The 22,370-nt window shown below is 71.5% G+C and carries 25 protein-coding genes; 15 read left to right on the top strand and 10 right to left on the bottom strand.

The genetic code is table 11. The features are described 5' to 3' along the window. Positions 1 to 7: 7 nt before the first annotated feature. On the bottom strand, positions 8 to 772 hold the full coding sequence (locus EDF38_RS01205; protein ID WP_123353583.1) for an SDR family NAD(P)-dependent oxidoreductase: 765 nt from the start codon (positions 770 to 772) through the stop codon (positions 8 to 10). A gap of 105 nt (positions 773 to 877) precedes the next feature. After that, complete coding sequence (locus EDF38_RS01210; protein ID WP_370275612.1) at positions 878 to 1,855, bottom strand: carbonic anhydrase; 978 nt, start codon at positions 1,853 to 1,855, stop codon at positions 878 to 880. Between the two features lie 617 nt (positions 1,856 to 2,472). On the opposite strand from EDF38_RS01210, the gene EDF38_RS01220 reads away from it, so the two are divergent. The 3 genes from EDF38_RS01220 to EDF38_RS01230 are packed head-to-tail and all read left to right on the top strand — an operon-like array spanning position 2,473 to position 3,453. After that, positions 2,473 to 2,715, top strand: coding sequence for a hypothetical protein (locus tag EDF38_RS01220; protein ID WP_123353586.1), 243 nt, complete (start codon positions 2,473 to 2,475; stop codon positions 2,713 to 2,715). After that, on the top strand, positions 2,712 to 3,083 hold the full coding sequence (locus EDF38_RS01225) for a DUF2255 family protein (protein ID WP_123353587.1): 372 nt from the start codon (positions 2,712 to 2,714) through the stop codon (positions 3,081 to 3,083). Before EDF38_RS01220 ends, EDF38_RS01225 begins: the two co-directional genes overlap by 4 nt. A 28-nt stretch (positions 3,084 to 3,111) precedes the next feature. Next, a complete protein-coding gene (locus EDF38_RS01230) occupies positions 3,112 to 3,453 on the top strand; it encodes a hypothetical protein (protein ID WP_123353588.1) in 342 nt (113 codons plus the stop codon). Between the two features lie 27 nt (positions 3,454 to 3,480). On the opposite strand, the gene EDF38_RS01235 is transcribed toward EDF38_RS01230, so the two are convergent. The 4 genes from EDF38_RS01235 to EDF38_RS01250 form a co-directional block, all read right to left on the bottom strand. Further along, positions 3,481 to 3,783: a Dabb family protein gene (locus EDF38_RS01235; protein ID WP_123353589.1), complete on the bottom strand. Its 303-nt coding sequence runs from the start codon at positions 3,781 to 3,783 to the stop codon at positions 3,481 to 3,483. Then, a complete protein-coding gene (locus EDF38_RS01240; protein WP_123353590.1) occupies positions 3,780 to 4,277 on the bottom strand; it encodes a heme-degrading domain-containing protein in 498 nt (165 codons plus the stop codon). Before EDF38_RS01240 ends, EDF38_RS01235 begins: the two co-directional genes overlap by 4 nt. 113 nt (positions 4,278 to 4,390) lie before the next feature. Further along, positions 4,391 to 5,326, bottom strand: a complete 936-nt coding sequence (locus EDF38_RS01245; RefSeq protein ID WP_123353591.1) for a PD40 domain-containing protein — start codon at positions 5,324 to 5,326, stop codon at positions 4,391 to 4,393. Then, entirely contained in the window at positions 5,323 to 6,423 is a 1,101-nt protein-coding gene (locus tag EDF38_RS01250; RefSeq protein WP_123354938.1) for a Gfo/Idh/MocA family protein, read from the bottom strand. Before EDF38_RS01250 ends, EDF38_RS01245 begins: the two co-directional genes overlap by 4 nt. Before the next feature lie 169 nt (positions 6,424 to 6,592). Between EDF38_RS01250 and EDF38_RS01255 the strand changes: the two genes are divergently transcribed. After that, a complete protein-coding gene (locus EDF38_RS01255; protein ID WP_123353592.1) occupies positions 6,593 to 7,861 on the top strand; it encodes an MFS transporter in 1,269 nt (422 codons plus the stop codon). A gap of 66 nt (positions 7,862 to 7,927) precedes the next feature. Here the strand turns inward: EDF38_RS01255 and EDF38_RS01260 are convergent, their stop codons facing one another. Next, positions 7,928 to 8,977 carry a LacI family DNA-binding transcriptional regulator gene (locus EDF38_RS01260; protein ID WP_199734546.1) on the bottom strand — a complete coding sequence of 350 codons (1,050 nt, stop codon included), beginning with the start codon at positions 8,975 to 8,977 and terminating at the stop codon, positions 7,928 to 7,930. A gap of 96 nt (positions 8,978 to 9,073) precedes the next feature. Here EDF38_RS01260 and EDF38_RS01265 point away from each other — a divergent pair, with 96 nt between their 5' ends. From EDF38_RS01265 to EDF38_RS01275, 4 genes are all read left to right on the top strand, one after another. Then, on the top strand, positions 9,074 to 9,988 hold the full coding sequence (locus EDF38_RS01265) for a helix-turn-helix transcriptional regulator (protein WP_123353594.1): 915 nt from the start codon (positions 9,074 to 9,076) through the stop codon (positions 9,986 to 9,988). Continuing rightward, positions 9,985 to 10,767: an MFS transporter gene (locus EDF38_RS16010; RefSeq protein ID WP_199734547.1), complete on the top strand. Its 783-nt coding sequence runs from the start codon at positions 9,985 to 9,987 to the stop codon at positions 10,765 to 10,767. The genes EDF38_RS01265 and EDF38_RS16010 overlap by 4 nt, the downstream gene beginning before the upstream one ends. Positions 10,768 to 10,785: 18 nt before the next feature. After that, entirely contained in the window at positions 10,786 to 11,391 is a 606-nt protein-coding gene (locus EDF38_RS16015) for an MFS transporter (RefSeq protein WP_199734548.1), read from the top strand. Between the two features lie 116 nt (positions 11,392 to 11,507). Next, entirely contained in the window at positions 11,508 to 12,131 is a 624-nt protein-coding gene (locus tag EDF38_RS01275; protein ID WP_148061418.1) for a DUF6518 family protein, read from the top strand. On the opposite strand, the gene EDF38_RS01280 is transcribed toward EDF38_RS01275, so the two are convergent. Then, positions 12,118 to 13,155 (bottom strand): LacI family DNA-binding transcriptional regulator, encoded by a 1,038-nt coding sequence (locus EDF38_RS01280; RefSeq protein WP_123353596.1) that lies wholly within the window; start codon positions 13,153 to 13,155, stop codon positions 12,118 to 12,120. The genes EDF38_RS01275 and EDF38_RS01280 overlap by 14 nt on opposite strands. Before the next feature lie 117 nt (positions 13,156 to 13,272). Here EDF38_RS01280 and EDF38_RS01285 point away from each other — a divergent pair, with 117 nt between their 5' ends. From EDF38_RS01285 to EDF38_RS01305, 5 genes are all read left to right on the top strand, one after another. Next, a complete protein-coding gene (locus tag EDF38_RS01285; protein WP_233572114.1) occupies positions 13,273 to 14,553 on the top strand; it encodes an ABC transporter substrate-binding protein in 1,281 nt (426 codons plus the stop codon). 136 nt (positions 14,554 to 14,689) lie between these two features. Then, positions 14,690 to 15,574 carry a carbohydrate ABC transporter permease gene (locus EDF38_RS01290; RefSeq protein ID WP_123353598.1) on the top strand — a complete coding sequence of 295 codons (885 nt, stop codon included), beginning with the start codon at positions 14,690 to 14,692 and terminating at the stop codon, positions 15,572 to 15,574. A gap of 3 nt (positions 15,575 to 15,577) precedes the next feature. Next, positions 15,578 to 16,489 carry a carbohydrate ABC transporter permease gene (locus EDF38_RS01295; protein WP_123353599.1) on the top strand — a complete coding sequence of 304 codons (912 nt, stop codon included), beginning with the start codon at positions 15,578 to 15,580 and terminating at the stop codon, positions 16,487 to 16,489. A gap of 2 nt (positions 16,490 to 16,491) precedes the next feature. Further along, complete coding sequence (locus EDF38_RS01300; RefSeq protein WP_123353600.1) at positions 16,492 to 19,083, top strand: glycoside hydrolase family 78 protein; 2,592 nt, start codon at positions 16,492 to 16,494, stop codon at positions 19,081 to 19,083. Positions 19,084 to 19,253: 170 nt separating this feature from the next. Further along, entirely contained in the window at positions 19,254 to 19,820 is a 567-nt protein-coding gene (locus EDF38_RS01305) for a recombinase family protein (protein ID WP_123354939.1), read from the top strand. A 31-nt stretch (positions 19,821 to 19,851) separates the two neighbouring features. On the opposite strand, the gene EDF38_RS01310 is transcribed toward EDF38_RS01305, so the two are convergent. Continuing rightward, positions 19,852 to 20,577 (bottom strand): TIGR02391 family protein, encoded by a 726-nt coding sequence (locus tag EDF38_RS01310; RefSeq protein ID WP_123353601.1) that lies wholly within the window; start codon positions 20,575 to 20,577, stop codon positions 19,852 to 19,854. 129 nt (positions 20,578 to 20,706) lie between these two features. Between EDF38_RS01310 and EDF38_RS01315 the strand changes: the two genes are divergently transcribed. Next, on the top strand, positions 20,707 to 21,120 hold the full coding sequence (locus EDF38_RS01315) for an SRPBCC family protein (RefSeq protein WP_123353602.1): 414 nt from the start codon (positions 20,707 to 20,709) through the stop codon (positions 21,118 to 21,120). 212 nt (positions 21,121 to 21,332) lie between these two features. Here the strand turns inward: EDF38_RS01315 and EDF38_RS01320 are convergent, their stop codons facing one another. Then, entirely contained in the window at positions 21,333 to 21,611 is a 279-nt protein-coding gene (locus tag EDF38_RS01320; protein WP_148061419.1) for a hypothetical protein, read from the bottom strand. A gap of 204 nt (positions 21,612 to 21,815) precedes the next feature. On the opposite strand from EDF38_RS01320, the gene EDF38_RS01325 reads away from it, so the two are divergent. Next, positions 21,816 to 22,313 carry a helix-turn-helix transcriptional regulator gene (locus tag EDF38_RS01325; RefSeq protein ID WP_123354940.1) on the top strand — a complete coding sequence of 166 codons (498 nt, stop codon included), beginning with the start codon at positions 21,816 to 21,818 and terminating at the stop codon, positions 22,311 to 22,313. The last annotated feature ends 57 nt before the right edge of the window (positions 22,314 to 22,370 follow it).

The following is a 22,370-nucleotide window of genomic DNA, read 5'->3' on the forward strand; positions in this document are numbered from 1 at the left end:
CCGTCGCTCAGATCGCTGACCAGCCACCGTCCGAAGCGAGGACGACGCCGTTGACGTTCGACGCGTCGTCGCTGGCCAGCCAGGTGATGGACGCAGCCATGACGTCTGCCTCGACGGGGGTCGGGATGGTCGCCTGCATGATCGGCCCGAGCACCGCCGCGGCGACCCGCGACTTCATGGGAGCCTCGATGTTCGTGATGGTGGGTCCGGGTGCGACGGCGTTCGTGCGGATGCCCTGCTTGGCGTAGATCACCGCGGTGTTCTTCGTCATCCCGGCGACGGCGTGCTTGGAGGCGGTGTACGCGAGCCCGGCTGCCGAGCCTCGGAAGGACGCCTCGGAGGCGACGTTCACGATGGCGCCCCGGCCGGCCTCGAGCATGAGGGGCAGGACGGCGCGCGTGAGGCGCATGACCGCCGTCACGTTGACGGCGAACACGAAGTCCCACGCCGCGTCGTCGATCTCACCGGCGGGCACGAACGCGTCCATGACGCCCGCGACGTTGGCGAGGGCGTCGACTCGTCCTCCGGCGGCCTCGACGACCGCTTGGATGCCTTCCTGACTGGTGATGTCGCCCGCCACAGTGATCAGCTCGAGGTCGGGGTGCTCGGCGACGAGCTCGTCGAGACGCTGCGCGACGACGTCCGCCGCGATCACCCGAGCGCCCTCGCGCGCGAAACGCAGGGCGGACGCGCGACCGATGCCGCTGCCAGCTCCGGTGACGATGACGGTCTTGCCAGCGAATCGGTCGGCGACGATGGTGTTCTGAGACATGGTTCCCCTTACGTTCGGGGCGGGCCTCGAGGCCCGCCGCTGAAACTATTGTGGCATCAAGTGCCGTAAGTCTTATGGCATGCATCTCCACGCATACGACGTCGGTCACTCGGATCTGAGCATCGCGTCCCCTCCTCGGACGACACGACCGTTCAGGCCTTGGGTGGGACGCGCGTTGTGGTCGTGAACGGCGTCCAGGCGGGCGATCTGCTCCGCGGACAACGTGACTGGTTCGGAGAAGACGACCCAGGAGACGCCCTCGCTGCAGGGCGGAGTGGTCAGGCTCCCGTCGTAGGACCAGTACTGCAGCGACGACGGAAGAAGCGATGCGACATCGATCGTCGAAGTTGTGCCGTCCGGGCCGGTCGCCGTGTCGAGGAACGTCTGCCACGGCTCCGACGCGGAGCCCTCGTCGACGAGGACGCTCAGGACGAGCAGCTGTCCGTCGTCAGAGGTGTGCACGAGGTGCATTTCGGCGACCGGTGCAACGCCGTCCACGGTGTGCTCTGCCGGCGTGTGTGCGTGCATCTGGAGGAGCTCGAAGTCACGGCTACCTGCGCGCACCGTAGAGCCGTCCTCACCGACCTCGACCTGCGAGGCGTGACCGGTGTCCGCTTCCGTCACCGGAGCGACCCGAGTGCCGATGCTCACGTCGTCTGAGAGGTCAGGCACAGTACGCGGCAGGTCGATCGGGGATTGCGAAGTTCCCGAGGCACATAGGTCGTAGTCCTCCGATAGGCCACCCCACGCCTCGGGCCCGCCGACCTCCTCGTAGGACCAATGAGCCGGGGCCCGACCAGTGGAGGGCGGTGTCCCGGTCTGTCGCGAGGCCTCGTCACTGGTGCTGGAACAAGCGGTGAGGAAGAGGGAGCTTGCAGTCAGGCCCGCGAGAGCGAGCACGAGGGGCATCTTCGATGGCATGGTCGTCTCCGAGAAGTCGATGACCTGGTCCGCGGTCGGCCAAGTGCTGAGGAGACCAGCCTCGTGACGCTCTATCGCTCGTGCGTCATCCGCGTGAATCGGTTCCGCTACTCCAGCTGTACTACGCCGAAGACTCCAAACAGTCCCGCGAGGGGCGAGCATGCTCACGGGCAGGAACCTGTCAGCATGTGCTGGATCGCACCACGTGCCTTGCTCGCCCTTTTGGTCGCCCTAAACGGCCCCACTCAGATGCATCTCGATGGTTCTCGATCGCAGAAGCCGGTGAACTGCACGTTGTCCGTCCCGCGTGTTTGTCGACGACCCGGCCTCGCCAAGGGCTCGGCGACGGTCTGACCACGGATCAGAAGGTTGGGGGTTCGAGTCCCTCCAGGCGCACAAGAACGAGGCGGTCCACTACGTGGGCCGCCTTTCTTGCGCCTGGAGCGACTCGAACCCCCGATGCGGCCCGGCCATGCTTCGCATCGCCCCCGTCCAGGCGCACAAGAACGAGGCGGTCCACTACGTGGGCCGCCTTTCTTGCGCCTGGAGCGACTCGAACCCCCGACGTGGCCCGGCCATGCTTCGCATCGCCCCCGTCCAGGCGCACGAGATCGAGAAAAGCCCCTGCCCTACACGGCAGGGGCTTTTCTCGTTCTCGGTGCTCGTCTGGCCGCCTGCCGGCGGCGTGCGCCTGGCGGCGCTCGAACCCCGGGTGGCCAGCCGTGAGGTGTCCCGACAGGGCATCCGTCGTCGGCGGCGCGGGTCGTAGCGTCGACGGCATGGCCGAGAGACGCGACACCGACACCGCCCGCCCGACGTGGCTCGGACGACTGCGCCTGTGGTGGACGGCGACGTGCGAGATCCGCGACCTCACCCGTGACGCCGCGCGCGAGGACGCCGTCCTCGACGCCATGGCCACCCACCTGACCCCCGGGCCGTGGGCCCTCGGGGTCCTCTTCCGCCCTCGTCGTCGCCCCGTCGACGAGGCCGCCGCCCCGCACCTCGAGAGGAACCACCCGTGACGACCTTCGACCCCGCCACCCTGGCCGCGATCGCCGACAGCGACGACCTGCACGTCTCGCCCTTCCGCGAGGACGGCACGACCTACGGCACGCCCACCTGGATCTGGTCCGTCGTCGTCGGCGACCGCCTCTTCGTCCGTGCCTACAACGGCACCTCCTCCCGCTGGTACCGAGCCGCGGAGGCGCGGGGTGCGGGCCGCGTCCGCGCCGCCGGCACCGAGCACGAGGTGGCGTTCCGCCCCGCCGCGGGCGAGGTCGACGACGAGGTGAGCGCCGCCTACGAGGCCAAGTACCACGGCAGCCCGTACCTGCCGCCGATGCTCACCGACCAGCGGGTCGCCGCCACGATGGAGATCGCCCCGCGCTAGGTCGCCCGGCCGGGCCTACGGTCGGGGGATGACCCTCGCCTCCGTGCCTCGCTTCCTCGCCGGCGCGTTCCTCGCGAACGCCGTGCCGCACGGGACGGCGGCCCTGCGGGGCCGGTCGTTCCCGAGTCCGTTCGCGACGCGTCCGGGAGTCGGTCTCTCGCCGCCCCGCGTGAACGCGGCGTGGAGCGGCATCAACCTCGTGGCCGGCACCGCCCTGCTGCTCGCGACGCGGCGACGCACCGGATCGCCGCTGCCGACCGTGCTCGGGGCGGCGGTCATGGGCGGCTTCCTCGCCTGGTACTTCGAGCCCGACCGGCGAGCGCGCCGCCTGGCCGAGGCCGAGGCCGAGTCCGAGGCCTCGACGCGCTGACCCCGCCCGGGCCGAGGCCCCGGGCCGCTAGCCCGGCGCCAGCGGCACGAGGTCGAGCTCCTGGAACGAGCTGACCTCGGCCGCCCACCGCGACGCCACGAACCCGCGGTGGTCGGGGTGCGCGTCGTAGGCGTCGTAGGCCGCCTGGTCGGCGAACGACATCGCGAACTGGAACGCGTGGTCGCTCTTCGGGCTGACCTGCCTGCTGACGACGAAGTCCTCGACGCCGGGGATCGCGCTGAGCGTCCGCGCCCCGGTCGAGAGGAAGTCGGCCTCGGCGTCGGAGCCGGCGGGGTGGACGAGCGAGAAGCTGACGGTGTGGCGGATCACGCGACCGCCCCCTCGCGGGTGGTGGCGGCGAGGTGGGCGCGCAGCGCCTCGACGACGAGGTCGTGCTCGACGTCGTCGTTCACCCCGGAGGCGACGGCGACGCCGACCTGGCGCGAGCCGACCCGGATCGGGAACGCACCGCCGTTGAACGCGTACGCCATCGGGTCGACCATGCGGGCGGTCGCGGGGTCGTCGATGCCGTAGGAGGCCATCTGCTCGGCGACCAGCAGCGACGCCTTGTCGAAGCGCCGCACGGTGGCCGCCTTCCGGTTCATCCACGAGTCGTTGTCGGCCGTCGTGCCGGCGAGGGACGCCTGGAAGACGAGCTGCTCCCCGAGCCACACGGACGTCGAGATCGTCTGCGAGCGACCGCGCGCCAGCTCGATCACCCGGAGGCCCACGGCGATCGCGTCGTCGTGGGTGAAGTCGGCGAAGCGCAGCTCGTCCTCCTGGGCTGCGAGGGTGCCGAGCTTGCCGGAGTCGTCGTGGGTCATGGGTGGCCGTCCTTGTCTGTGGTGCCGTCAGCCGGGGAGGAAGTGGTGGTCGCGGGATCCGTCACGACCGAGGAGGCGCGGTGGGCGTCGCGTGTCGTCACGACGTCACGGGGTCACGACGTCACGGGGTAGTCGACGTAGGCGAACGCGCTGCCGTCGGGCGCCCAGCTGTTGACGTTGATCGTGCCCTGGCCGCCGTTGAACTCGGCGACGACGCGGCCGTCGCGCCAGGCGTCGGCCGAGGGACCGGTGGCGCCCGAGCCCGGTGCCCCGGTGACGAGCACGAGCTGCACCGCCTCGTCCGCAGGGTGGCCCTCGGTGCCCTCGGGGAAGCTCAGGTAGACGGCCAGGTCGCCGACCGGTGCGAGGTGCGGGAACCAGTTGACGCGCTCGTCGGTCGTCAGCTGCTCGAGCCCGCTGCCGTCCGGGCGCACGCGGGCGACTTGCGCCCGGCCGGGCTCGAACTGCTCGGTGTTGAAGTAGACCCAGGTGCCGTCGGGGCTGTACTCCGGGCCGTCGGCGGGCCCGGGGTGCGTCGTGACGGCACGGTCGCCCGTGCCGTCGGCCCCGATCTCGTGGATCGTCGCGTTCGCCCACCAGTCGTCACCGGCCGGTTCGAGGCGCACGTACGCGAGGGTGCGACCGTCGGGCGAGACCCCGTGCAGGAAGTGCAGCGGGCCGTCCTCGCTCGTGATCCGACGAGACGGGCCGCCCGACAGGGACGCCTCCCAGAGGTGGAAGTCCATGCCCGAGACGAAGATGCCGTCGCCCGAGGGGGCCAGCACGTGATCGTTGTTGAGCGCCGGGACGCCCTCGATCGCGACGGGTCCCGGAGGCGCGGAACCGTCGACCGGGAGCGTCCAGAGCAGCCCGTCCGCGTTCACGACGAGGCGACCGTCGCGGGTCCAGTTCGGCGCCTCGAACAGGGTCTCGGCCGACTCGTGCACGGTCGTCGCCTCGCCGCTGGCCACGTCGAAGACGCGGATGCGACAGCGCTGGCCGGGGAGCAGGGCGCGGTGCTGCGGGGCGTCCTGCGTGTCGTCGGTCATGCGTCCACCATGACGCCGTGCGTGCTGTCGACGCCTGTCGAGCGCGTGCCGTGCGCATCCTCGAGCTGTGCCTTGGCCGAGTCGATCGTCGCGAGGATCGACACCGTCTCGTCGAGCGTGTGCAGGGGCGACTCGGTGCGTCCCTCGCCGACGAAGCGCGCGAGCGCGGTGGCCTCCCACGAGAGGGCGGCGAACAGCCTGAGGCCGCTCGTGTCCGTGAACTCGAGCGACGTGCCGCCGGCCGGGTCGTTGGGGTTGTTCGCCAGCAGGCGGAACGACGACGGCGTGTAGAAGAACGACTCGAACTCGACGCGCGCGACGCTGCCCGAGATCGACGCACGCGTCGGGGTGTTCGTGAGCATCGTCGTCGTCACCGTCGACTGCGCGTCGTCGCCGTGCGACAGCACGAGCGTCGAGAACGCGTCGACGCCGGTCTCGGCCAGGCCGCCGACAGCGGTGACGGCCGTCGGCGCGCCCAGGACCATGGAGTCGAACTGCACGGGGTAGATGCCGAGGTCGAGCAGGGCGCCGCCGCCGAGCTCAGGCCGGTAGAGACGGTGCTGCGGGTCGGCCGGGATCGCCTGGCCGTGGTCGGCGTGCACCTGCGCGACGTCGCCGAGCACACCGTCGTCGAGCAGCTGCCGCACGACGGAGGTCTGCGGCAGGTACCGGCTCCACATCGCCTCCATGGCCAGGACGCCGGCCGCGCGGGCCGCATCGGCGAGCTGCTGGGCCTCGGCGGCCGTGAGGGCCAGGGGTTTCTCGATCAGCACGTGCTTGCCCGCGGCGATCGCGAGCAGGCCGAGCTCGAGGTGCTGGCTCTGCGGCGTCGCGACGTAGACGACGTCGACCTCGGGGTGGGCGACCAGGGCCTCGTAGCTGTCGAGGGAGTGCGCGATGCCGTGCGTCGCCGCGAACGAGGAGGCGCGGTCGAGCGAGCGGGACGCGACCGCCGTGAACCGCTGCGCCGTGTGCGCGTGCGCGGCGCCGACGAACTCGCCGGCGATCCAGCCCGGGCCGATCAGGCCCCAGCGGAGGGAGGGCTCGCCGGCACCGGGCAGGAACAGCTCGGGATCGGGCAGGTGGGTGGGCAGCATGCGGGCCTCCGGGAGGGTCGGCGCCGCCGGGAGCCGCGGCGCTCCGATCACCGTAGCGGAAAAAGTTGGCACGAGCTAAGCTCGCGCCCACTCTTGCCCTTGGCACGAGACAACGAAGTCTGCCGAGCAGGCCCCGACCTGCCGGAGAACCGACCAGAGGAGAACGTCGATGTCGACGCGCCAGCCATTCGCCCACCCGTACACGGTGCCCGTCAGCACGAGACGAGTCGGGAAGGGGTACCTGGCCGCGCTCTTCGCGGGCCAGTTCGGCATCTTCCTGGCGATCCTCTCGCCGGTCGTCGTCAGCCTGCAGCTCAAGGCCACCGAGATGAACCCCGACGACCCCGCGTCGGTGATCGGCTCGGTGCTGCCGTTCGGCGCGCTGGGCGCCATGATCGCCAACCCGCTCTTCGGTGCCCTGAGCGACCGCACCCGCACGCGGTGGGGCCGCCGTCGGCCGTGGCTCGTCGGCGGCATCGTCGCGCTGACGCTCGGTCTCGCCTGGGTCGCCGCGGCCGACACGGTGCTGACGCTGACCTTCGCGTGGCTGTTCTGCCAGCTCGCGTCGAACGCCGCCTTCGCCGCCCTGGTCGCCAGCCTCGCCGACAACGTCCCGGAGGAGCAGCGCGGCCGCGCCTCCAGCGTCCTCGCCCTGGCGCAGAACGTCTCGATCCTCGCGGGCACCTACCTCGCGGTGTTCCTCGTCGCGAACCTGCCCGTGCTGTTCGTGCTGCCCGGCGTCGTCGGCGTCGTGCTCGTGGTGATCTACGTGCTCGTGACCCCCGACGTGCTGCCGACGAACAAGGTCAAGCCCTTCTCCGTCTCGCAGATCGCCGGCACCTTCTGGACGAACCCCCTGAAGCACCCGGACTTCGGCCTCGCCTGGTGGTCGCGGTTCCTGGTGACCTTCGCCTCCTTCATGTTCACCACCTACCGGCTGCTCTACATGCAGGACCAGATCGGGCTGTCGGCGGCCGACGCCGTGGGCGCCGTCGCGTTCGGCGTGCTGCTCTACACGATCGCGCTCTTCGTCAGCCTCACCTTCTCGGGCTGGCTCTCCGACAAGCTGCGCCGCCGCAAGGCCTTCGTGGCCGGCTCGACGCTGCTCTTCGCCGTGGGGCTGATCGTCCTGGCGCACGCCGAGACGGTGGGCACGTTCTACGTCGCCGAGGTCGTGCTCGGCTTCGCCTACGGCATCTACGCCGCCGTCGACACGGCGCTGACGATCGACGTGCTGCCCGACCCCGAACGGCCGGGGAAGGACCTCGGCGTCATCAACATCGCCAACTCGCTGCCGCAGTCGCTCGCGCCGGCCTTCGGCCTGTTCCTGCTGGGCGTCGGCGCGGGAGGCGACAACTACACCGCGCTCCTCTGGGGCGCGGGCATCATCTCGCTGGTCGGCGCCGCGGTCGTCCTGCCGATCAAGAAGGTGCGGTAGCGGGCAGGGGCAGGGGACCCGGGGAGGCGCGGTGCAGGCCAGGCCGCACCGCGCCTCCCCGGGGCGTCAGCCGGTGCCCTCGGCGCCGGGCGCGCGTCCGGTCGACCCGCGCGTCACGAGCGTCGTCGGGGTGAGCACCTCGCGCGGCGCCGTCGACCGGTCGGCGAGGCGGGCGACGACGGTCTCGAGGGCGGCCTCGACCGTCGCCTCGACGTCCTGGCGCACGGAGGTGAGGTCGTTGTACGAGAGCGCGCAGACGTAGCTGTCGTCGAAGCCGACGACCGAGACGTCGTCCGGCACCGCGACGTCCGACCGCGCGAAGGCCGAGAGGACGCCCACGGCCGAGAGGTCGCCGCCCGAGACGACCGCGGTGGGACGGTGGGACGCCGGGCGGGCGGCGATCTGCCGAGCGGCCGCGGCGCCGTCCTCCTCGCCGAAGTCACCGGGGATCACCTCGACGCGGTCGCCGAGCCCGGCGCCGGCCATCGCCTGCCGGTAGGCCTCGGACCGGTCGCGGCCGACGATGCCGGCGTCGCCGCCGACGTAGGCGATACGCTCGTGCCCGAGGGCCCGGAGGTGGTCGACGGCGAGCCGGAGGCCCGTCACCTCGTCGACGCGCACGGTGTCGGCGCGGGGCTCGGGCGACCGCTCGCCGAGCCAGACGACGGGCAGGCGGTCGAGGGCGTCCTGCAGCGCGGGGGAGGCGGGGTCGGGGTTGAAGGCGACCAGCGCCTCCACCCGCTGGGCCATGAGGTCGGCGACGACGACGTCGGTGGGGCGTTCGGCGGAGTGGGCGCCGAGCACGACCCCGAAGCCCTCCTCGGCCGCGCGCTCGACGAACCGCTCGACGAAGCGGACCTCGAACGGGTTGCGCAGCACGAACATCGCGCCGATGAGGTGGGTCCGGCGTTGGCGCAGCAGCCGGGCGGAGGCGTTCGGCCGGTAGCCGAGCTCGGCGGCGGCCGCGAGGATGCGGACGCGTGACTCCTCGCTCGGGCCGGGGGCGCCGCGCAGCACGAGGGAGACGAGCTGGCGCGAGACGCCGAGGTGCTCGGCGACGTCGCGCATCGTCGGCAGCTGGGAGGGCCCCCCGGGGTCGTCGCCTGCTCTCGCCATCCCGGTACTCTGCCACGTCTGGCGCGTGCCAACGATCTGCCGGGGTGTCCTGCCGGAGCACCCCTCTCCCGCCCCGGGCGTCGTACGGTCGATGCCATGGACACCAGGAGCGAGGCGCGCGACTTCCTCACGACGCGCCGGGCGCGCGTGACGCCCGACCGCGTCGGGCTGCCGGGCGGACCGGGCCGTCGCGTGCCGGGTCTGAGGCGCAGCGAGGTCGCGATGCTCGCAGGGGTCAGCGTCGAGTACTACTCGCGGCTCGAGCGCGGCGACCTCGGGGGAGTCTCCGACACCGTGCTCGAGGCCGTCGGCGGCGCGCTGCTGCTCGACGACGCCGAGCGGGCGCACCTCGCCGACCTGGCCCGGGCGGCGAACGAGTCGCCCGTCCGCGCACGGACGCGCAGCCGCTCCCGGCCCTCGGGGGTCTCGCGGTCGATGCAGCTCGCCCTCGACTCGGTCGTCTCGGGCCCCGCGTTCGTGCGGAACGGCCGCATGGACGTGCTGGGCGAGAACGCGCTCTTCCGCGCCCTGTACTCCGACCTCTACGCCCTGCACGAGCGGCCGGTGAACCTGGCGCGCTTCGTCTTCCTGCACCGCGAGCTGTCCGAGGCCTTCTACCCGTCGTGGTCGGTGGCTGCCGACATCAACGTCGGCATCATCCGCACCGAGGCCGGCCGCGACCCGCACGACGAGGCCCTGCACGAGCTGGTCGGCGAGCTGTCGACCCGCAGCGACGAGTTCCGACGCCGGTGGGGCGCGCACGACGTCCGGCACCACGTGTCGGGCGGCAAGGAGTTCCGGCACCCCGTCGTCGGCGACCTCGAGCTCGTCTACGAGGCCATGGAGCCGATGGGCCAGCCGGGCCTCAACTTCCTCATCTACAGCGCCGAGCCCGGCTCGCCGACCGAGGAGCGCCTCCGCCTGCTCGCCAGCTGGGGGGCGAGCGGCGCGCCCACCCAGCCGAACGCGCTGCGGGCGCCGTCGTCCGCCCGCGGCGGCGCGGCCGAGTGACGGGGGCGGCCGGCGCCGCGCGTCCGTCCGCGTCGCCGCGGCGCACGCTGTTCCTGGCGTCGCTCGGCTTCTTCCTCATCACGCTCGACATCCTCATCGTCAACGTCGCGCTCACCCGCATCGGCGACGAGCTCGGCGGCGGCCCGACCGGGCAGCAGTGGGTCATCGACGGGTACACGCTGATGTTCGCCGCCCTGCTGCTCTCGGCGGGTGCCCTCTCCGACCGTGTCGGCGCGAAGCGCACGCTCGGGGCCGGCATCGCGCTCTTCCTGCTGGCGTCGGTCGCGTGCGCGCTCGCCCCGACGGTCGGCGCCCTGATCGCCGCGCGCGTCGTGCAGGGGGTCGCGGCCGCGGCGATGCTGCCCGCGTCGATGGCCCTCATCCGCGAGGCGTTCCCCGACGCCCGCGAGCGGGCCCGGGCCCTCGGCGTCTGGGCCGTCGGCGGCGCCGTCGCGACCGCCGTCGGCCCCCTCCTCGGCGGCCTGCTGACGACCCTCGACTGGCGCCTCGTGTTCGTCATCGACCTGCCCGTCTGCGTCGGCATGCTCGTCCTCCTCCGGACGGTCGCGCCGTCCGCCACGGCGTCGGTGCCCTTCGACCGCGCCGGGCAGGCCCTGTCACTGATCGCCCTCGCCGCGCTCATGTACGGCCTGATCGAAGGAGGCGCGGCGGGCTTCGCCGAACCGCTGGTCGTCACGGCGCTCGCGGTGGCCGTCGTCGGCGTGACGGCGTTCCTCGTCGTCCAGTCGCGCTCCCGCCACCCGATGATGCCGCCATAGCTGTTCCGCAGCCGCGAGATGCGCATCTCCCTCGGGGTCGGCTTCGCCTTCATGGTGGGCAACTTCGGGTCGGTCTTCGTCGTGAGCCTGTACCTCCAGCAGCACCTCGGCCTGTCGCCGCTGCTCGCCGGGCTCGTCTTCCTCCCGTCGGCGGCGTTCGCGGTCGCCGGCAACGTCGTGAGCGGGCGGCTGTCGAACCGCTTCGGGCCCCGGGTGCCCGTCGTGGCGGGGCTCGCGTCGATGGCCGTGGGCCTCCTCGCGATGGCTGCCACCGCCTCCCTCGGGTCGCCCTGGGCGTTCGCCGCGCTGCTCGTGCTGACGGGCGCCGGGGGGTCGATCGCCATGCCGCCGGTCACGTCGGTCGTGCTCGCCAGCGCCCCGGCCGAGCGCGCGAGCACGGCCAGCGCGATCTTCAACACCTTCCGGCAGGTCGGCGGCGCGGTCGCGATCGCCGTGCTCGGCGGGCTGCTGGCCGGGGCCTCGTCGTTCGTGCCCGGCCTGCGGCTGAGCTTCGTGATCGCGGCGTCGGTCGTCGTGGCGGCCGCCGTGGCCGCGGCGTTCCTCCGGCGCGACCGGGTCGACGAGACGGGCGCGGCCCCGGCCTCGGCCTCGGCTTCGGCCTGACTCTCGGGCTCGAGGGCCGGGCGGCGGCGAGCGTGCCGGCGTTGCCGTCCTGCAGGAGGGGGCGGGTGGTCCTCGAGGAGGGTGCCGCGCCTCCCGCGATCCGCCATGCTCGCGGGATGACTCGGATCGTGGTGCGCGCCGTCGCGTGGTGGCTGCTCGGCGCGGCGGCCGGGCTCGTGCTCGGCGGCGCGACGTCCTTCGGCCAGACGTACCTGCCCGGCGGGCTGAACTCGTCCGCCAACTCGAACGGCGGGTGGACGCTGCTGGCGTTCGTGGTCGTCGTCGCGGTCACCCGTCGGCCGAGCGCGCGGCGGTGGTGGGTCGGGGCCGTGCTGGGGCTCGTCGTGTTCCACGCGCTGCTGCAGGGCTACGCGGTGGTGTCGACGCTGCGGGGGTTCCCCGACGCGTACGGCCCGGGCGACTTCTACTTCACCGTCGCGACGCTGGCGGGGCCCGTGCTCGGCCTGGCCGGGTCGTGGTGGTGGTCGCGGCGGCGGATGCTCCGGGCGGTCGGAGTCGCCGTGTTCGCGGGCACGATGATCGGCGACGGCGTCTCGGCGCTGCTACGCGTGCTCGCCACGACGGGGTGGGCCTGGTGGACGCTCAGCATCGTGATCGGCGCGGCGACTCTCGCCTGGGTCGTCGTACGGCGGCTCGACCGGCGGCGGGAGCGACTCGTGGCCGCGGGGCTGACGGTCGTCGCGGCCGGCGCGTTCGTCGGGCTCTTCAGCCTGCTCTGACGGAGCTGTCGCGCACGATGAGGCGCGGCGGCAGCACGACGGTCTCGTGGCGGTGCGTCGTCGGGTGCTCGAGCTCGTCGCGCAGGAGCCGCATGGCCTGGCCGCCCATCTCGGCCCCGGGCTGGCCGACCGTCGTCAGCGGCAGCGTCGTCCCCTGGGCGAAGTGGTTGTCGTCGTAGCCGGTGATCGACAGGTCGCGGGGGATGCTGACCCCGCCGAGCAGCAGCGACTGGACGATGCCCGAGGCCAGCGCGTCGGAGGCGGCGACGACGCCGTCGGGGCGCCCCTCGGCGCCCCTCGCGAGGAGGTCGTCGCCGACCGCGAGGCCCGCCCGCACCGTCAGGGCGGAGGTCGTCACCAGCTGGAGGGGCACTCCGGCCTCGCGGGCGGCGGCTGACGCTCCCTCGAAGCGGTGCCGCACGGCGGTCAGGTCGAGCGGCCCTCCGACGAAGACCAGCTCGCGGCGCCCCTGGTCGAGCAGGTGCTGCGCGGCGAGGCGGCCGCCGAGCACCTCGTCGACGACGACGCCGCAGCTCTCGTCGGCGTCGCCGGGCCAGTTGACGTAGACGACGCGCACCCCCCGGCGGCGGAGCCGACGCGCCTCGTCCATCGGGCCGTCGAAGGGGGCGAGCACGATGCCGGCCGCCTGGGCCTGCTCGAAGAGGGCGAGGTAGCCGGTCTGCTTGTCGAGGTCGACGTCGGAGTTGCCGAGCAGCACCGACTGGTGGCTGAGGTCGGCCTCGCGCTCGACGCCCCGGGCGATGTCGAGGAAGTACGAGTTGCCGAGGTCGACCGCGACGAACCCGACCAGCGTGCCGCGGCCCGCCGCGAGGGTGCGGGCGGAGGTGTTGGGCACGAACCCGAGCGAGGCGATCGCCTCCTCGACCCTCTGCCGCGTCGCGGGTCGGACGCGGTCGGGCGCGTTGACGACGTTCGAGACCGTGCCGAGCGAGACACCCGCCAGCCGGGCCACGTCGGCCATGACCGGCGGGCGGCGCTGGGAGGAGGGGGTCGAGGTGGTCATCGTGGCGCCGAGCCTAGCCCCCGGCCGGCTCGGATCGGGTGTTGACAAGCCGCTGTGCCACGGTTGATTATGAAGCGCTTCAACTTTTCTGAGGCGCCCACCATTCAAGGAGGAATGATGCCCCGCACCGCACGCCGTGTTGCTGCCTTCACCGTCGCCGGCCTGACCATCGCCGCCCTCACCGCGTGCTCGGGCGGGGGAGGCGGCCAGGCCGCCACCGAGTTCACCGTCCTCGGCAACGTCGAGAACGAGGTCGTCCCTGCAACGCTTCAGACACTCGCCGACGGTGCCTGCGCCACCGAGAACGAGGCCATGCCGCTCAAGGTCGAGACCGTCCCGCAGACGAACCTCAACCAGCAGGTCCAGCTGCTCGCCGGCCAGGGCGGCCTGCCCGTCATGTACGCCGTCGACACCAACGAGCTCGTGCAGCAGCTCGACGACGCCGGCTTCGTCGCGCACTTCGACGAGCTGCTCGACGAGATCGGGGCGGCCGACGCGATCGAGCCCGCCGCGCGGTCGACCGTCGAGTCGCTCTACGACGGAGAGTTCCTCGTGCTGCCGACCGAGTACAACATCGAGGGCATCTGGTACAACAAGAGCCTCTTCGAGGAGAACGGCGTCGACGTGCCCGAGAGCTGGGACGACGTCGTCGCCGCGGCCGGCACGTTCCAGGACGCCGGGCTCACGCCGTTCGCCGCCAGCGGCGAGCAGGGCTGGCCGCTGACGCGCCTCGTCGGCAACCTCATCGAGCGCGAGATCGGGCCCGACGCGCTCCAGGCCGTCGCCGACGGCGACGCCTCGCTCACCGACCCCGAGTACGTCGCCGCCGCCCAGCAGGTCGCCGACCTCGGCGCCGCCGGGTACTTCGGCGAGGGCGTCGGGTCGATCGACTACGACACCTCGATCAACCAGTTCCTCAACGGCAGCTCGCCCATGCTCTACATGGGCAGCTGGGTGCTGAGCAACTTCGCCGACGACACGGCGAACCAGATCGGCGAGGACGCCATCGGCTACCTGCCCTTCCCCGACGTCGACGGGGGCGAGGGCGACAGCAGCGAGCTCGTGGCCAACGTCGGGCTGCCGTTCACGATCAACCCGAGCGTGCTGAACGACGACAGCAAGGCGTGGGTGAAGTGCATCGCCGAGAACTACGGGCAGGTGGCCCTGGAGGACAGCAGCCGCATCTCGGGCTTCACCGTGTCGGGCGACGCCTCGAGCAACGCCCTGACGACGGAGGTGCGTGACCGCATCTCCGCGACCGACACCACCATCCCGTGGTTCGAGGCCTACTTCAGCACGCAGGCGACGAGCACCTCGCAGCAGAACGCCGCGCAGCTGGTGACCGGCGCCATCACGGCGGAGGAGTTCATGACGCTCGTCCAGGGCGACCTGGGCTGACCTCCCGTCGGCGGGGGCGGGGGCGCGCACGACGCGCCCCCGCCCGCGCCGACCGCCCGCGGCGCGCGCCGCCCCGCGCCTCCGGCTCGCCCCCGCCGCCCTCCGTTCCGACCTCCCGCCCGACCGAAGGCACCTCATGAACCCCCTGCTCGGCGATCGCCGCGCGACCCTGATCCTCATCGGGCCGGCGCTGCTCATCTACTCCGTCGTGATGCTCGTCCCGATCATCGTCTCGTTCGGCTACACCCTCACCAGCGGCAACGCGATCACGGGGTTCACCTTCTCGGGCCTCGAGAACTACCAGCGTCTCGTCACCGACACCCGGGTGCGGGACGCCCTGCTGCTGACCGTCCGCTACGCCGTGCTCATGACGATCCTGCAGGTCGGCTTCGGCTACCTGCTGTCGCTGATGTACGTCTTCGTGCTGCGGAAGTGGTCGAGCGCGGTGCGCACGCTCGTCTTCTTCCCGGTCGTGCTGCCGACGGTCGCCGTGGCGCTGCTCTTCCAGCAGATGTTCGCGATCGCGCCGCAGAACGGCCTCGTGAACACCGCGCTGGAGGCCGTCGGCCTCTCGTCCGTCGACTGGTTCGGCGACGGCGGCACGGCCTTCCTCGTCATCATCGTCATGGACGTGTGGCGCTCCATGGGCTTCTACGGCGTGCTGCTCTACGCCGGCCTGCTCGACATCCCCGAGGAGGTCTTCGAGTCGGCCCGCATCGACGGCGCCTCCGGTCTCGGCCTCGTCCGCCGCATCGTCCTGCCCCTCTCGCTGCCCGTGCTGATCTCGTCGCTGATCTTCTCGGTCAACGGGACGCTCAAGGTGTTCGACAGCATCCTCGCCCTGACGAACGGCGGACCCGGCACCTCGACCAGCCCGCTCACCATCTACATGTTCGACACGTCGTTCCGGTTCGGGCAGTACGGCTACGGCAGCACGGTGGCGTTCCTCCTCACCGTCGTGTCGCTGCTCGTGACCGTGTTCATCTTCCGCGCGAACAGTCGCGACCTCACGAAGGACTGACCGATGACCTCCGTCGACACCACCGTCCCGGCGACGACCGCACCGCGACGGACGCCCGGGCCGGGCACCCGCCGCCGCCGATCGACCCGCGTGAGGGTCGGCCAGGTCGTCAGCGGCGCCCTGGTCGCGCTGCTCCTCGTCATCGTCGTCGGCCCGCTCGTCTGGATGCTGCTCGGCTCGTTCAAGACGCAGACCGAGTTCCTCGAGCAGCCGGTGTGGGCCCTGCCCGCGCAGTGGAGCCTCGACAACTACGCCTTCGCGTGGACCCAGGGCAACTTCGCCCAGTACGCGTCGAACTCGGTGCTGACGGTCTTCCCGTCGCTGCTGCTCGTGCTGCTCTTCGGCTCCATGGCGGGCTTCGCCCTCGAGGTGCTCGTGTGGAAGGGCCGCGGCGCGATCCTCATCACGTTCCTCGCCGGGATCATGGTGCCGACGCAGATGATCCTGCTGCCGCTCTTCGCCGCGTACTTCCGGCTGGGCCTGACCGGCACCCTCTGGCCGCTGCTCATCACGTACACGGCCACGAGCCTCCCGCTCGCCGTCTTCCTCATGGCGACCTTCTTCCGGGCCGTGCCGCGCGAGATCTTCGAGGCCGCGACGCTCGACGGCGCGGGCCTGATCCGCTCGTTCTTCCTCGTGGGCCTGCCCATGGTGCGGAACGCCCTCTTCACGGTCGGGCTCGTGCAGTTCTTCATGCTCTGGAACGACCTGCTGATCGCCCTGACCTTCACGAACTCGGGCTCGCTCCGCACCCTGCAGGTCGGGCTGCTGAACTTCACCGGCCAGTTCGGCTCGGTGCAGTACGGCCCGCTCTTCGCGGCCATCTGCCTCAACGTCGTGGCGATCCTCGTGATCTACCTGTTCCTCAACAAGCAAGTGCAGAAGGGGCTGACCGCCGGCGCGGTCAAGGGCTGACCATGAGCGCTACAGTCACCGACCTCCGGGTCGAGCACGGCCGGGAAGCGCTCGGCCTCGGCATCCCGCGACCCCGTCTCAGCTGGCGGCTCGACGCCCCGGCCGGGTGGCGGCAGGCCTCGGTCGAGGTGGCCCTCGACGCGGCGACGCGTGAGACGGCCACGGTCGTCCTCGACACCGTCGACCAGGTGCTCGTCGCCTGGCCCTTCGCCGACCTCCGCTCGCGCGACCGCGTGGCGCTCCGCGTCCGCGTCACCGGCGCGGACGGCTCGGTGTCGCCGTGGAGCACGAGCACGCCGGTCGAGACCGGCCTGCTGCAGCCGACCGACTGGACGGCGCGGCCGGTCGGCGGCGCCTGGGCCGAGGAGCCCGGCACCGACCGCCGGCCCTCGCGGGTGCGGCGGGCGTTCCGGCTCGACGCGCCCGTCGCCTCCGCCCGTCTGTACGCCACGGCGCACGGCGTGTTCGAGGCCGAGCTCAACGGGCTCCGCGTCGGCGACGACGAGCTCTCGCCGGGCTGGACGTCGTACGACGCCCGGCTCCGCTACCGCACCCACGACGTGACCGACCTCCTCGCCGAGGGCGACAACGTGCTCGGCGCCTGGCTCGGCGACGGCTGGTACCGCGGACGGCTCGGGTTCAACGGCGGCTACCACGACCTCTACGGCGCCGACCTCGCGTTCCTCGCGCAGCTCGAGGTCGAGCTCGTCGACGGGAGGCGCGTGGTCGTCGCCACGGACGACCGGTGGGAGGCGCAGCCCAGCCCGGTCCTGTTCAGCGGGCTCTACGACGGCGAACGCCACGACCTGCGGCTCGACGACGTCGGGTGGTCGACGCCCGGCGGCGACCCCGAAGGCTGGAGCCCGGTGGCCGTGGGGGAGCGCGACCCGCGCACGCTCGTCGCGCCCGAGCAGCCGCCCGTGCGCTGCACCGACGAGCTCGCCCCGGTCGCGCACTGGACGACCGACCGCGGCACGGTGGTGCTCGACTTCGGCCAGAACCTCGTCGGGCGCCTGCGCGTCACGGTCGACGGCGAGGCCGGCCGCGAGGTGACGCTGCGCCACGCCGAGGTGGTCCAGGACGGCGAGCTCTACCGTCGCACCCTGCGTCTGGCGGCGGCGGAGGACGTCGTCACCCTGCGCGGCGACGGCCCGGTCACCTGGGAGCCGCGCTTCACGATCCACGGCTTCCGCTACGCCGAGGTCGAGGGGTGGCCGGGGGAGTTCGACCCCGCCGCGGTCGTCGCCCGGGTGCTGCACACCGACATGGAGCGCACGGGCTGGTTCGCCTGCTCCGACCCCGGCCTCGAGCGCCTCCACCAGAACGTGCTGTGGAGCACCCGGGGCAACTTCGTCGACATCCCGACCGACTGCCCGCAGCGTGACGAGCGGCTGGGCTGGACGGGCGACATCCAGGTGTTCGCGCCCACCGCCTCCTATCTGTACGACTGCGCGGGCATGCTCGGGTCGTGGCTGCAGGACCTCGCCGTCGACCAGCTGCCCGACGGGACGGTGCCGTGGTTCGTGCCGCGCATCCCCGGCGGGCCGTCGTGGGAGCCGATCGAGCCGGGCGCCGTCTGGGGCGACGCCGCGGTGCTCACGCCGTGGACCCTCTGGCAGCGGTTCGGCGACGCCGCGGTGCTCGCGCGACAGTGGGACTCGGCGAAGGCGTGGGTCGACCTGATCCTGTCGCGGGCGGGCGACGACCGCGTCTGGGACGAGGGGTTCCAGCTGGGCGACTGGCTCGACCCGGCCGCGCCGCCGGACGACCCGGCCGACGCCCGCACCGACCGGTACCTCGTCGCCACGGCGTACCTCTGGTGGTCGACGACGCACCTGGCGAAGACCGCCGCGGTGCTCGGGAAGGACGCCGACGCGGCCCGCTACGACGCGGTCGCCGAGGAGGTGCGCGCGGCCTTCGTCGGCCGCTACACGGACGGGCGCGGGCACACGACGAGCGACGCGCAGACCGCCTACGGGCTCGCGCTCGAGTTCGGGCTGGTCCGCGGCGACGACGCGCAGGCCGCGGGCGACCGGCTGGCCGAGCTCGTCGCCGAGGCGGGCAACCGCATCGCGACGGGCTTCGCCGGGACGCCGGCCGTCGCGCCGGCGCTCACGGCGACGGGCCACGTCGACCGGGCGTACGACCTCGTGCTGGAGCGCTCGTGCCCGTCGTGGCTCTACACGGTCGACATGGGCGGCACGACGATCTGGGAACGCTGGGACAGCATGTTGCCCGACGGCACGGTCAACCCGGGCGAGATGACGAGCTTCAACCACTACGCGCTCGGCGCGGTGGCCGACTGGATGCACGCGACGGTCGCGGGGCTCGCCCCCGCCGCTGCCGGGTGGCGTCGCGTGCGCTTCGCGCCCCGCCCGGGCGGGGGGCTGACGCACGCGTCGGGTCGTCACCTCTCGCCCTACGGCCCGGTGTCGTCGGAGTGGCGCGTCGACGGCGACAAGGTCCGGCTCACGGTGGAGCTGCCCGTCGGCACGACCGGCGAGGTCTCGCTGCCCGACGGCACCGCCGTCGAGGTCGGGCACGGCCGGCACGAGTTCGCCTGGGCGGCGCTCGCGCCCGTCACCGCGAGCTGAGGAGGCGCGGGTCCCGTCCCGCGGGCCCGCCCGCTCGGCGGTCGTTCATCGGGACACCTTGGCGGGCTCGCTCTGGCCGGCCGAGGCCAAGTGGCTCCTGGCCTGCGGATTCGCGTATGCGTGTCCCGCAAAAATGCCCGGTGATGGGGTATAAACGCTACAGTCCTGAGATGCTCATCGGATACGCCCGCGTCTCCACCTCGGGACAAGATCTCGCAGCACAACGCGACGGTCTTGCAGCACTCGGTGTTGACGATCAACACGTCCATGTCGATCACGGGCTGTCCGGCACGACTCGAGCCCGGCCGGGCCTTCGGGAGGCGCTGGCTGCGTGCCGTGCCGGCGACGTCCTCGTCGTCACGAAGCTCGACCGCCTCGCCAGATCCCTGCGGGACGCGACCGACATCGCAGACGAGCTGACGAAGAAGGGCGTCGCCCTGAACCTCGGGGGAGCGGTCTACGACCCTACCGACCCCGTCGGCCGGCTCCTGTTCAACGTCCTGGGCATGGTGGCCGAGTTCGAGGCCGACCTCATCCGTGCTCGCACCCGTGAGGGTATGGCGATCGCGAAGGCCGCTGGCAAGCTCCGCGGCCGCAAGCCCAAGCTGACCCCCTCGCAGGAGAAGCACCTCGTGCAGCTGCACCGCACCGGCGAGCACACGACCAGCGAGATCGCTGAGCTCTTCGGGGTTGCCCGCTCGACGGTCTACCGAGCCATTCAGCGCGCGACGGCATGAGCGGCCTGGCGATCCGCGGGGAGCTGTACAGCTAAGCGCTACTGATTGTCGACTCGTCCACCCAGCGAGCGAGCAGGCTAAACGCTGCCAGCTGCTCAAGGGCGAGATGCTCATCGTCCGTGCCAGCGGCTTGGTGCATGCCCGGATTACGTATGGCCGCGTAGAGGCCTTCCGCAAATGCTCGGGCACCACGATGCAAGCTCTTGAATGTGTCCCCACCATCGTCTGCTGCGAGGCGCAGTCTGCTTCTCCCACTCTTTGGCCCCTCCATTGAGAAGGCTTCATTGAAGAGAGCTGTCTCGGACACGTCCATGCGGCCCAGCTTTGCCTGAGTCTCGGCGTTGATTCGAATGGCCGCCTGCATGACCGCCTGGTGGAAATGTCCCGTGCGCCAGTATGAGGCGCCGTTTTTCCACGCCCACGGGTGTAGGTGCGCGGCGTCCATCTCGGGTGCCGTGTCGCCAAGCCGCGCCGCTACCTCCTGGCCGCGTTCGATGGCTGCTCGTCCACGAGATGCCTGAGTTCTCAGCCAGGAATAGTCTTTGTCTTTCGCGGGGCGCTCTAGCTGCCACTGAGGAAGACTTCTATCCAGGATCTGCTCGACGATGAGGCTTCGCTCGTCAGCCTCGGAGCGCGGTCCACGCATGACCGTTCCGAAGTAAACGACTCCGGGGCCAGTCCGTGGAACAACCTGAGCGGTGACGCTCAGGAAAGCATCCAGTTCGGCGACAGCCCAAGCTGCATCCATCTTCGACATCGTTGCTCACTTTCTTGCCTACCTGCTCGTACTGCACGGTAGCGGCGTCCTCCGTCAGAGCGGACGGAGTGCGCCCGAGAGGGATCCTCAGCCGATGCGCTCGATTCGGTGGGCTGCTAGCTTCCGGGCATGACCTGGCCTGTCGTCCACATCTCACACTCGCTCGACCACGACGTCGCCGCCGTCTCCAGTGTCGCCGGGAACCCCGAGAACCTCCCCGCGTGGGCGGCCGGTCTGAGCGCCGGGATCCGCCAGGAGGACGGGCGGTGGATCACGGACTCGCCCATGGGCGTCGTCGAGGTGGCCTTCACCGGGCCGGTGGAGCTGGGGATCCTCGACCACGACGTGACCCTTCCCGACGGATCTGTAGTGCGGAACGCCTTCCGCGTCGTGGCCAACGACCAAGGCAGCGAGGCCGTCTTCACCCTCTTCCGCCGTGACGGGATGTCCGAGGCGGACTTCCACTCCGACGCTGACGCCGTCCGCAAAGATCTCGATCGACTCGCGGCGCTGCTCGAAGAGCGCCTGCCTCGCGCCCGATAGGGGATCCTTGACGGGGAACCTGGGCGAACCCAGGAACCCCGCCATTCACAGCGGGGTCTGGGCTGCCCTCGCAACGTAGCCGTATGTCGGCCGAGCACCTAGTGCCCGGTGAAGGATTCCAGAGCGGACAGTGACACTGGGCATGCGCGGACGACCGGTGAGCGACGGCGGTCCCGCGGAGGCCACATCGCTTGCGGTGTCATCGAGCTTCGCTAGGCCGAGTCGTTCACGCGCTTCCAAGCAAGCTCCAGAGCCCCGACGACGGTGTTGGGGATGACCACAGTCATAGTCCTGCCCGAGACCACCGCGGTGACCACGGTCTCCTTGCCCGCTGTCACACAGGAAAGGACCTCGAAGTCGCTAGCAACTACCCTCTCCATCTTCGGCGGTTCACGCGAACTCGCTGGCGCGGAGCCGAACAGCAGGAGACCGTGGTGCAACTCGGCCGCGTAGGAGATGCCGTGCATCGTCCACTTCGAGCTGAAACGCACGCTCAACTGTAAGGCGGCTCCAAGCGCCGCTCGCGACTGACGCTGCCCGATAGACGATCGCTGACAGACCCAATCTGAGACCGCTGGCTGCGGCCGCGGCCATGACGGGGCCGGGTGCCCCGAGGTGCTCTGTCGCGAAGGTGTCGGGTGCCTGTCGGGTCGGTGTCGTGGACCTCGGCGCCGGTCGTTCTTAGTGTGAGGTTCATGAACGAGACACGGATCGTCGACCTCCGGGCCCAGATTGGTTGGACCCAGGAACGCCTCGCAGACGAGAGCGGCGTGACCGTCCGCACCGTCCAGAGGCTCGAGGCAGGCAACGACGGGAGCCTCGACACGCTGTCGCGAGTGGCGAAGGCATTCGGGGTTCCGGTTCGTGATCTCTTCGTCACCGTCGCCGAGGACGACTACGGCCGCTCGGTGACCGCTCTCGACGACCGGACGACTCGCCAGCAGGAACGGCGGGGCCGGATCGAGGAGGGCTTCCGAGCCCTGTACTACGGGGTGGGCGTGCTCTTCACGATCGCCGTGTTCGTCGCAGTCGCCACCGACGTCGTGTCGAACGTCGCGATCCTCTCGATTCCCGCCTACTGGGTCGCCGGGTGGCTGCTGTCGATGTTCCTGTTCCTCGTCGTCCTCAGCCCACGCCTCGACCGCGCCTATCCCCTCTCCTGCGCAGCCACGGACGAGGCGACGAGCAGCTAGAGGCAGCGGCCCGATAGGGGATCAGTAACTGCGACGACTTTGACGGCTGTACTTCTG

Source organism: Frigoribacterium sp. PhB160, assembly GCF_003751785.1.
Classification (GTDB): Bacteria; Actinomycetota; Actinomycetes; order Actinomycetales; family Microbacteriaceae; genus Frigoribacterium.

Coding starts and splice junctions, on each gene's coding strand:
- EDF38_RS01230 (WP_123353588.1), top strand. CDS start 3,112: ATGACCCTCGCCTCCGTGCCTCGCTTCCTCGCCGGCGCGTTCCTCGCG.
- EDF38_RS16015 (WP_199734548.1), top strand. CDS start 10,786: ATGCGCATCTCCCTCGGGGTCGGCTTCGCCTTCATGGTGGGCAACTTC.
- EDF38_RS01255 (WP_123353592.1), top strand. CDS start 6,593: ATGTCGACGCGCCAGCCATTCGCCCACCCGTACACGGTGCCCGTCAGC.
- EDF38_RS01245 (WP_123353591.1), bottom strand. CDS start 5,326: ATGACCGACGACACGCAGGACGCCCCGCAGCACCGCGCCCTGCTCCCC.
- EDF38_RS01310 (WP_123353601.1), bottom strand. CDS start 20,577: ATGTCGAAGATGGATGCAGCTTGGGCTGTCGCCGAACTGGATGCTTTC.
- EDF38_RS01305 (WP_123354939.1), top strand. CDS start 19,254: ATGCTCATCGGATACGCCCGCGTCTCCACCTCGGGACAAGATCTCGCA.
- EDF38_RS01315 (WP_123353602.1), top strand. CDS start 20,707: ATGACCTGGCCTGTCGTCCACATCTCACACTCGCTCGACCACGACGTC.
- EDF38_RS01290 (WP_123353598.1), top strand. CDS start 14,690: ATGAACCCCCTGCTCGGCGATCGCCGCGCGACCCTGATCCTCATCGGG.
- EDF38_RS01295 (WP_123353599.1), top strand. CDS start 15,578: ATGACCTCCGTCGACACCACCGTCCCGGCGACGACCGCACCGCGACGG.
- EDF38_RS01300 (WP_123353600.1), top strand. CDS start 16,492: ATGAGCGCTACAGTCACCGACCTCCGGGTCGAGCACGGCCGGGAAGCG.
- EDF38_RS01250 (WP_123354938.1), bottom strand. CDS start 6,423: ATGCTGCCCACCCACCTGCCCGATCCCGAGCTGTTCCTGCCCGGTGCC.
- EDF38_RS01260 (WP_199734546.1), bottom strand. CDS start 8,977: ATGGCGAGAGCAGGCGACGACCCCGGGGGGCCCTCCCAGCTGCCGACG.
- EDF38_RS01220 (WP_123353586.1), top strand. CDS start 2,473: ATGGCCGAGAGACGCGACACCGACACCGCCCGCCCGACGTGGCTCGGA.
- EDF38_RS01325 (WP_123354940.1), top strand. CDS start 21,816: ATGAACGAGACACGGATCGTCGACCTCCGGGCCCAGATTGGTTGGACC.
- EDF38_RS01280 (WP_123353596.1), bottom strand. CDS start 13,155: ATGACCACCTCGACCCCCTCCTCCCAGCGCCGCCCGCCGGTCATGGCC.
- EDF38_RS01285 (WP_233572114.1), top strand. CDS start 13,273: ATGCCCCGCACCGCACGCCGTGTTGCTGCCTTCACCGTCGCCGGCCTG.
- EDF38_RS01240 (WP_123353590.1), bottom strand. CDS start 4,277: ATGACCCACGACGACTCCGGCAAGCTCGGCACCCTCGCAGCCCAGGAG.
- EDF38_RS01275 (WP_148061418.1), top strand. CDS start 11,508: ATGACTCGGATCGTGGTGCGCGCCGTCGCGTGGTGGCTGCTCGGCGCG.
- EDF38_RS01265 (WP_123353594.1), top strand. CDS start 9,074: ATGGACACCAGGAGCGAGGCGCGCGACTTCCTCACGACGCGCCGGGCG.
- EDF38_RS01205 (WP_123353583.1), bottom strand. CDS start 772: ATGTCTCAGAACACCATCGTCGCCGACCGATTCGCTGGCAAGACCGTC.
- EDF38_RS01210 (WP_370275612.1), bottom strand. CDS start 1,855: ATGCTCGCCCCTCGCGGGACTGTTTGGAGTCTTCGGCGTAGTACAGCT.